The 7,670-nt window shown below is 56.7% G+C and carries 7 protein-coding genes; 4 read left to right on the forward strand and 3 right to left on the reverse strand.

Annotated elements, in window-relative coordinates; translation table 11 throughout:
- Positions 1-6: 6 nt before the first annotated feature.
- Together CMG77_RS09345 and CMG77_RS09350 are read right to left on the reverse strand one after the other, a co-directional pair.
- Positions 7-1,713 carry a DUF5666 domain-containing protein gene (locus CMG77_RS09345; protein WP_286904244.1) on the reverse strand — a complete coding sequence of 569 codons (1,707 nt, stop codon included), beginning with the start codon at positions 1,711-1,713 and terminating at the stop codon, positions 7-9.
- A 168-nt stretch (positions 1,714-1,881) separates the two neighbouring features.
- Complete coding sequence (locus CMG77_RS09350; protein ID WP_286806334.1) at positions 1,882-2,661, reverse strand: hypothetical protein; 780 nt, start codon at positions 2,659-2,661, stop codon at positions 1,882-1,884.
- A 756-nt stretch (positions 2,662-3,417) separates the two neighbouring features.
- Between CMG77_RS09350 and CMG77_RS16195 the strand changes: the two genes are divergently transcribed.
- The gene (locus CMG77_RS16195) at positions 3,418-4,179 is read left to right on the forward strand and encodes a GTPase (protein ID WP_502691824.1); all 762 of its coding nucleotides are present in this window, start codon (positions 3,418-3,420) and stop codon (positions 4,177-4,179) included.
- 274 nt (positions 4,180-4,453) lie between these two features.
- On the opposite strand, the gene CMG77_RS09360 is transcribed toward CMG77_RS16195, so the two are convergent.
- A complete protein-coding gene (locus tag CMG77_RS09360; protein ID WP_286904247.1) occupies positions 4,454-5,050 on the reverse strand; it encodes a hypothetical protein in 597 nt (198 codons plus the stop codon).
- 401 nt (positions 5,051-5,451) lie between these two features.
- Here CMG77_RS09360 and CMG77_RS09365 point away from each other — a divergent pair, with 401 nt between their 5' ends.
- From CMG77_RS09365 to CMG77_RS09375, 3 genes are all read left to right on the forward strand, one after another.
- Positions 5,452-6,627 (forward strand): hypothetical protein, encoded by a 1,176-nt coding sequence (locus CMG77_RS09365; protein ID WP_286876347.1) that lies wholly within the window; start codon positions 5,452-5,454, stop codon positions 6,625-6,627.
- Positions 6,628-6,698: 71 nt separating this feature from the next.
- Positions 6,699-6,914 (forward strand): helix-turn-helix transcriptional regulator, encoded by a 216-nt coding sequence (locus tag CMG77_RS09370; protein WP_265367032.1) that lies wholly within the window; start codon positions 6,699-6,701, stop codon positions 6,912-6,914.
- A gap of 219 nt (positions 6,915-7,133) precedes the next feature.
- Positions 7,134-7,625: an AHH domain-containing protein gene (locus CMG77_RS09375; protein ID WP_286904249.1), complete on the forward strand. Its 492-nt coding sequence runs from the start codon at positions 7,134-7,136 to the stop codon at positions 7,623-7,625.
- The last annotated feature ends 45 nt before the right edge of the window (positions 7,626-7,670 follow it).

Consider the following 7,670-nt stretch of genomic DNA (forward strand, 5'->3'; position numbering starts at 1 on the left):
TACGCCTTATGACTCGGCGCTGTCATCATCNTCCTGATCGTCATCTTCCTGGTCATCATCGTCCTGATCGTCGTCTTCATCTTCATCGCTGTCATCGTCCGAATCGTCATCATCGTCACGATCGTAGGTGGTTTCGACGTCGTCATCCCAGTCGAACTCCACTTCCTCGGCAATCAGCAGACCGTCAGAGCAGGCGGCGGCATTGTCTTCGTCGCTCTCGGCTTCGATCACCGCACNGCCACTGAGGGTCGTGAAGAAGCTCGCCCGGCCGAGGATGCTGTCGTCGTCATCGCCAAAGGCGTCATCGTCCACAATGCTGGNGGTATCGATGGTCACACCCAGGATGGTGAAGGTGCCGGCGGAGGCATCAATGCTGTCGGCGTCTACCGGGCCGCGCAGGGAACANTCCTGATCGTCCTCATCGTCATCGCGCTCGATCCGGGTCCAGGTAAGNGTGCCGTCTTCGGCGAAATAACCCCGGGCTTCAATACTGTCGCCCGCTTGCAGCCGAGCCATGAAGTCTTCCGGGTTGAGGCGATCGCCGTCGTCCTCATCGTCGTCTTCCACCCGGCTCAGGCCGGTGGGGGTGACGGTCACGCCCAGGCGGGTGGTGAAACTGGTGGCGCCGACGGTTTCGACCCGATCGGAGATCTCCACATTGTTGTTCCACTCGCGCTTGATGCCATCGTCATCGGTGTCGATTTCCAGGCGGCCTTCTGCGTTGAAGGATCCCTCGATTTCCACTTTGACGCCCACCAGGCTGACCAGCGCACTGGCGTCTGCCATGGGAATCACCACCCCGTTGATGGTGACGCTGTTCGGGGTGCTGTCGGTATCGACGGCCTGAATGATGCCTTCGATTTCGAACTCACCTTCGCGCTCATCGTCATCGTCCCAGCGATCGTCTTCNCGTTCGATTTTACTGGCCAGCAGACTGCCGTCGGCCTGAACCTCGCCTTCGACTTCCACAAACCAGCCGTTGCTGAGCTCACCGTCTTCGATGTCATCGTCCAGGGCGGACAGGTCGTAATGAACCAGCAGATCCCGGATCATGAAGGTGCCATTGGTGGTATCCAGATCGGCGATGACCCCTTTGACCTCCGCTTCGTTGCCATCGTCGTCGCTGTCGTCGTCATTCTGGTTGAGACGTTCCAGACGGGTGGCAATAAAGCCCTCTTCCGTCGGGAAGCCGCTGACCTCGACCACCACGCGGCCCTGGCTGCTGTCCAGGTCGTTCAGGTCAATGCTGCCGTCCATATTGGTGTCGGCAATGTCGCTGCTCAATACCGTGTTCGCATCCACGGTCACGGTCTGACCGAGTACCACCAGGGTGCCCAGGGTGGGATCCTCGGCGTTGGGGGAGACGGAACTGACCGGCCCTTTCAGGTCTTTGTCGAACATCACGCGGGTAGCGCGGCGGTCGTCTCCGTCCTGTTCCGCTTCGATCTCGACCCGCATGCCCAGGCGAAGATCGTCTTCGGACATGCGGCCTTCGCCTTCAAACTCAATCTCGGCGTTGGCGGTGTCGTAGCGCACCCCGTTGACGTAAACGCTGCCAAACCCGGTAATGACACCGGAGGAGCTGACTTTGTCGCTTGAATTGTTGCCGCCGGGGTTGTTGGCGTTCGGGGCGGAATCACTGCTGCCGCCGCCGCAGCCTGTCAGAGCCAGAGCGATGGATGTGGCCAATGCACTTTTTTTCAGATGTTTCATGGCGAGACCTCTTCGTCGTTGATCGCATTACCAAGGCGGCGTGGCGCCACCTTTCCGTGTGTTTCATTAGCGACAACGCTTGGCGCCGTATTTTATTCCCTCGAGACGGATCGGTTTCTCAAAATGTGCGGGGCGTCACACAATATTGGGGGTTGGTGATGGCTTCGCTCACAGAGGCTGGAGCGTCTGGGTCAGTTGGGTCTCATGGTGCTCGCCCGGAATATCGGTTTTCCGCCAGCGTTGGCGCTCGCGGACGATCAGATGACCATCCAGTACCTGATAGTGTTGGGTGGACTCCTCCCGGTACTCGCCGCGGATGACAAACAGCAGGCTTCCCTTGGCATGAAGATTGAGACGGCTGGCCAGGGGCTTCCCGGCTTCGTCCACCCAGACTTCCAGGGTGGAGTGGAACTGTTTGACGTATTTCCGGGCTCGCTCGTCGAGCACCGTTTTGTCCCGGTCAAAGATCAGACGGCGGGCAGGCCGGCCCTGCCAGCGGTCGGTGACGAGGGTCCGAAAGCTCGATCGTTGGATTTCCCGGCGCAGCGGGGCGGCGGCATTCAGAAGCGGGCGAACCTCGTTCAGGTCCAGGCGCCACATGAAATCAGTGGTGGGGGTGCGGGCATCCGGGTCCTCCAGTAGGCGGTTCGCTTCGGCATCGAGCCGATCCAGCAGTGGCCAGCCGTAGGTCACGCTGATGCCATCAGTGCCCCGGTTGATGACCGTGTTCACCGACACCTCGACTTCCTCCCGGTCGTCGCCTTTGCCCTCGGCACGCCAGAGCGCCGATAACAGTTGTACGCGAACGGGGCGGTTGTGCTCCAGCTGGTCGAGGGTCTGGAGCAGGTCTTCCGGCTGCGAAGCGCTCGCGGGTAGCGCCATCAATAGAGCGGAGGTAAGCCCGCTCAGCGCAAGAGTGCGGCGCAGGAATCCGGAAAGCAGCGGCATNTGTCATCCCTCAAAAACGGTCGTAGGTCGGTGAGTACTATACGACGCTTCGACTCCAAACCGTGAAGAAAGCTCCTTTGATATAGTGACGGTATGAAAGACCTGATCCGCCAATTCGGTCGCCTGCGTCTGTTGGCGCTGGTGCTGACCTATCTGCCGCTGACCGCGGTTCCGGTGGCCGGCGTGGTCTGGCTCTGGCAAACGGGGTACCTGGCCTATTGGTTGTTGCTGTTGGCCATTTGCGGCGGCTGTGCGCTGATGCTNCAGCTGTGGCTGGCGCGCACCGACAAGCGCCGGATTCCGGACGCGCGCACCGGTCCCAGCGGCCACTGGTCCACGACGGCCGAAGGCGCCTGGACCCAGGTGGAGGCTCTGGCGCAGAGCGCGGACCCCGCGGAATACGCCCTCAGCGACGGTTCCGCACTCTGGCTGCTTGGACAGCATGCGCTGGAGCGGGTGGCCGGGCACTTTTTCCCGGATAAGGAACGGCCGCTGCTTGAGCTGACGGTACCCCACGCACTGTTGATCATCGAGCGTGCCAGTCGAGAGTTGCGTCAGGAAATTGTGCATACGGTACCCTTCAGCCATCGCCTCAGTCTGGGCAACCTGGTGCGGGCCCGGCGCCTGCAACAGACCGCCACGCGCTACCACAATGCGTTCCGCATGGGGCGGGCGCTGATCAGCCCGGCGAGTGCACTGTACCAGGAGTTCAGCCGCGCCGTGGGCGGCCATATTCTGGATTACGGCAGCGAGCGCATGCAGCGCTGGTTGCTGCAGGAATATGTGCGCAAAGTGGGGTTCTACGCTATTGAGCTGTACAGCGGAAACCTGTTGCTTAGCGGCGAGCTGACCGCCGGCACGGGGCAGCCGCTACAGGTGCTGGTGCTCGGCCCGGCCGGCAGTGGTAAAACCAGCCTGCTCGAGGCACTGGCCGGCGGCCAGTCCGACATCAACCCGAACGCCAGTGATAAGTGGATCAACGCCCAACGAATCACGTCACCGGTCTGGGGCGAGCTCGAACTGTGGGATACCCCGGCGTGGCCAAAGTTGCCCCGGCGCCGAGCGCGCGCGGCGGTGGCAGCGGCCGATCTCATCATCTGGGTCAGCGATGCCGGCGCCGAGGGTATGAAAGACGATGCCGAGCAACTGGCGCGACTGCAACGCTGGTTGGGGCGCCGCGCCGGACAGCCGGAACCGCCACTATTGGTGGCCCTGACGCACCTGGAGCGGAAGGGAGAAGCCCTTTCGTTGGCGGTGGTGGCAGAGCAACTGTCGATTCCGGCCGAGCAGATCATTCCTCTCTCACTGGCGGACCCAGACTCTGAGCAGGCCCGAGAGCCATTACAGGCCGCCTTTAACCAATACTATGCCCAAGCGGAGCGGTGCCACTACTGGCGATACCTGCACCGGCGCCGCCAGGCGGAGAATAGAGAACTGTCGGGCCGCCAGTTGCGTGGCGCCGCCGGCACGGCATGGCGCGCGGCGCGTGGGCTGTTTCGTCAGGGGCCCAAGGAGTAAGCCGACGCAGAGCCACCCATAAAAAACCCCCAGATCTTGCGATCTGAGGGTTGTTTATTGGTGCCGGGGGAAACTGAAAAGAATTAATAAGATATTGAATTTTATAGTATAAATGTTGGTTCAACTAATCTCTGGAATACCGCTTGGAATACCTGTCACATCCGTGAACCGGCGGTTCAAGGTGGCCAATAATGGTTTGGTTGGATAGATGGGTAGCACAGGTACTGCTTCCTCACTCCCTTGGGGGCTTTAACGCCGGTGCTGACATGGTCGGCTACTGGCTTTCTTTTCGTTGCCTCAAATCATCCTCCACTATTTTCTTGGCCTCCTCCTCAATCTCTGCATCTGTTAGTCCAGCTTGTTGCTGAAAGCGACGTAAGAGCACCTCTTGTCTCATAATGATTTCGGAGTAGTGCTGGACATGCGCTTCAAGCGACTGGATGTTGTGCTCCAAGTTTTGGATTTTAGCTGAGTCATCTTTCTGCATCACATCCTTGATCGACTTTGACTTTCCCTTCGGCTTGTAATTTTGCCGAAGATGGGATTTCTCAGCCTCAATTGCTGCCTGCGTATCTTTTTTCATCTGTGCCGCTAGTTGGTCTCCGTGGTCAATTAAATACTCCAGGGTTTCGTGTAAAGACGTGAAGTTCAATTGCTGTGCGACTCGTCTCAGTCTCGCTTCGATATGGGTGCCCAACGTAAACGAGTACGGCTTTTTGTGGCTCTTGAGATCTCTTGCTCGCTTGGCCACTGAGTTCCACGCGAGACACATTTTTCTCAGCGTTTCCTGTTGGCCGAAGGACCCACGCTCAGCAACTTGGAGTATCCGCTGGAGCAGTACCTCCGTCTCAGTCTCTTCTTTCATTGCCATCTGGGAAGGTGCCTCCGCGATTCGGGGTATCCCTCGTTCATCAAGATAATTGTGTGCCCAGACGCACTGGGAGGTTCCGGGGGCATTCTCTTTTTTTACCCATCTCTCCCATTTCCTATAGCTATCATAAGTATTTTTCTGATTCATTTTGTTAATCTATATTTTGATTGCATCAAGAAACATTACAAGTAATATTACCAATTATATTAGACTATAACAGCTGTTATCTGTGTAGAATAGACCGAATTTTTCAGCGGCTATGGTAGTGATTAACTTTGTTTCAGCTATTGACGATTAAAACACCCGGGCTATCTCCAGCCCAGAAGTACGCTTTGTGTCGGCTGGTGACGCTAAGTAAAAACGTACGTGCAGTTCACTATTCTATATCCGAGCTAAGCACCATGATTGGAGTCAAACCGCATGTATTGAGGTCGGTAATCTCCGGATATTTGGTCCGGAGGGGATACTTAGCCAAGTATGTAGAGCCAGTGCCCCATCTTCCTGGGCAAGCTAGTAGAGGACGGCCGAAGTATCATTACCAATATACAGAGGGCTTTGACGGGAGCTTTGAAAAGGAGGTGGTGCTTGGGGCTACCGACTATCATAAAGACTTGGTTGAAACTCTGATGAACACTCGGTGCTCCGAGGAGTTAGGTCCAGAGGAAACATTGCTTCTAGCTGTACTGCTGCGATTTGCTGATATGTCGGGAACAGTTCGGACTTTGGGCCTTTCCGCCCTGAAGGGCTTAATTGGTGCGAGCCGAAGTAAGGTGCTAGCCATGCTGGAGTCGCTCCAGGCAAATAAGCTCTTACTGGCTAGATCACCGGGAGGGACCAGCCCGAGTTTATTTGGTAAGGTGAAGTCGCTATATATCCTCGACCTTAAGAGCCTTTACGTCAGAATGAATATTGACGAAAGCAGCCAGCTATACAGGGTTCGGATGTACGCTGTTCGCTACTCAGATTCCGATATCGTTTCGATGACTCTCGGACTTTTTCGAGAGGTTGAGAGGCTAACCAGGATAAATACTAAGATTCGCCGATTGGCCTCGGAAGAGCCGTCAGACTTGGTCTCCGGCCGAAAATGGGTGCGAAGGGCTTCAGTAAATGACCAAAAAATTAGGCTCTTGGAGCTTAAACTTTGCGGCATCCTGGATATTGATCTCGACAAGAGCCCTGTCTGCAATCCCTTAAAGCAATCTGCCAGTAAGACCAGTGTCGATCTTCTGCGACGCAAGGTTAGTGACTATGCGTGTGCGCTTCTACTGGAAGGTAAAGATACGCAAGGTGGGTTTGTAAGGGAGGACTACGAACTTATCCGTGAGCGTATCGAAGCTGATATCGAAAATGTAGAGACGCAGGGTGATAAAACGAAAGAGAAGGTTGCAAATTTCATCTACTGGGCATCTGTCAAGGAAGCTGAGGTGATTTCTGCTCTCGCTATTAGGATAGACCCCGCTACGGGGAAGCCGGAGAAGCAGGACGGAACGCTTACGTCTCGTTTCGACGCGATCACCGTACTGCCGAACTGCGGCAAGGACGACTATAAACGAGTGATAGTGGCCACGAGGAAGTAGAGTTCTGCTGGAACGTGGGTAATAGTTTACTTATAGGGCACATCTCATGAACGGATCTACAGGAGTCCACCATGAGATTTTTACGCCTCAAAGAGGTAATCGAGTTGACCGGCCTGAGCCGGTCCACCATCTACAAATACATCGAAGACGGGCTATTTCCCCGCTCCGTCTCCCTCGGCGGGCGGGCTGTTGCCTGGGTTGAGCAAGAAGTTCACGATTGGATACTGGCTCGGATTGAGGAGCGGGACCAAGAGAAGCCGGCGTTCTCCGACCGCGCCGTCGCCTGATAAGGCGTGGTTTTCCTTCCGTATGCGAAACGGTAAGCGAGCGTCTGGCCAGGCGTCAGGGGGTGGGGCGCAGCCTCACCCTCTGGCACGGGCTGTGTTGCTCAAAAGCGCAGTGTGACGGCAGTCACATTCCTGGATTTAGCGGATTATGGCCCGTTGCGTCTATGGCACGGTTCCGACACACTTCGGATCTCTGGAGATCACAAAAGGGACCTGCGTATGTCATTACCTCACGAGCACGTCGTCAATCACGCCATCAGCCAGTTTGCCCGTCTGGAGCAGCCCAGCCTGCTGGACTGGAACCACCTGAAAACCCTTTCCCAGATACAGCGAGGATTGGCGGAATATGAGGCCAAGGGCCGGGGTATGACCTTCGAGCAGCTCATGAATGAGAGTCACGACTGTAAGCGCCTGGCTCGCCATATGACGGCGAGTGGGGACCCGAGGCCCAGCCAGAAGTGTGACTGCCATGCCATTATCGCTGGTAAGGACCCCAGATCGGTGCCTTTACGGGCGGTTATGGCTTGGGTGAAGATGAGGATTGATTTCCCGTTGAACGGGGCTTGGCTTCCTCACAACACCGCTGCAAAGCCCCATATGCCCAAACACTTGAGTCAGGCGGTCCCCCATAGCAGAATTCACCGGAATGGCTATTACCTGTCTAACGTCAATTACTTTGTCCGGTCCGCGTCAATTATCCTGGCCGGTTGAGCTGTCGCCGGTTTAAGTGGCGGCGGTTTGCTGCAATTGCTGCTG

The organism is Marinimicrobium sp. (genome assembly GCF_002695945.1).
Lineage (GTDB): Bacteria > Pseudomonadota > Gammaproteobacteria > Pseudomonadales > Cellvibrionaceae > Marinimicrobium > Marinimicrobium koreense.

Coding starts and splice junctions, on each gene's coding strand:
- CMG77_RS09360 (WP_286904247.1), bottom strand. CDS start 5,050: ATGGCAATGAAAGAAGAGACTGAGACGGAGGTACTGCTCCAGCGGATA.
- CMG77_RS09365 (WP_286876347.1), top strand. CDS start 5,452: ATGATTGGAGTCAAACCGCATGTATTGAGGTCGGTAATCTCCGGATAT.
- CMG77_RS09350 (WP_286806334.1), bottom strand. CDS start 2,661: ATGCCGCTGCTTTCCGGATTCCTGCGCCGCACTCTTGCGCTGAGCGGG.
- CMG77_RS16195 (WP_502691824.1), top strand. CDS start 3,418: ATGCAGCGCTGGTTGCTGCAGGAATATGTGCGCAAAGTGGGGTTCTAC.
- CMG77_RS09370 (WP_265367032.1), top strand. CDS start 6,699: ATGAGATTTTTACGCCTCAAAGAGGTAATCGAGTTGACCGGCCTGAGC.
- CMG77_RS09375 (WP_286904249.1), top strand. CDS start 7,134: ATGTCATTACCTCACGAGCACGTCGTCAATCACGCCATCAGCCAGTTT.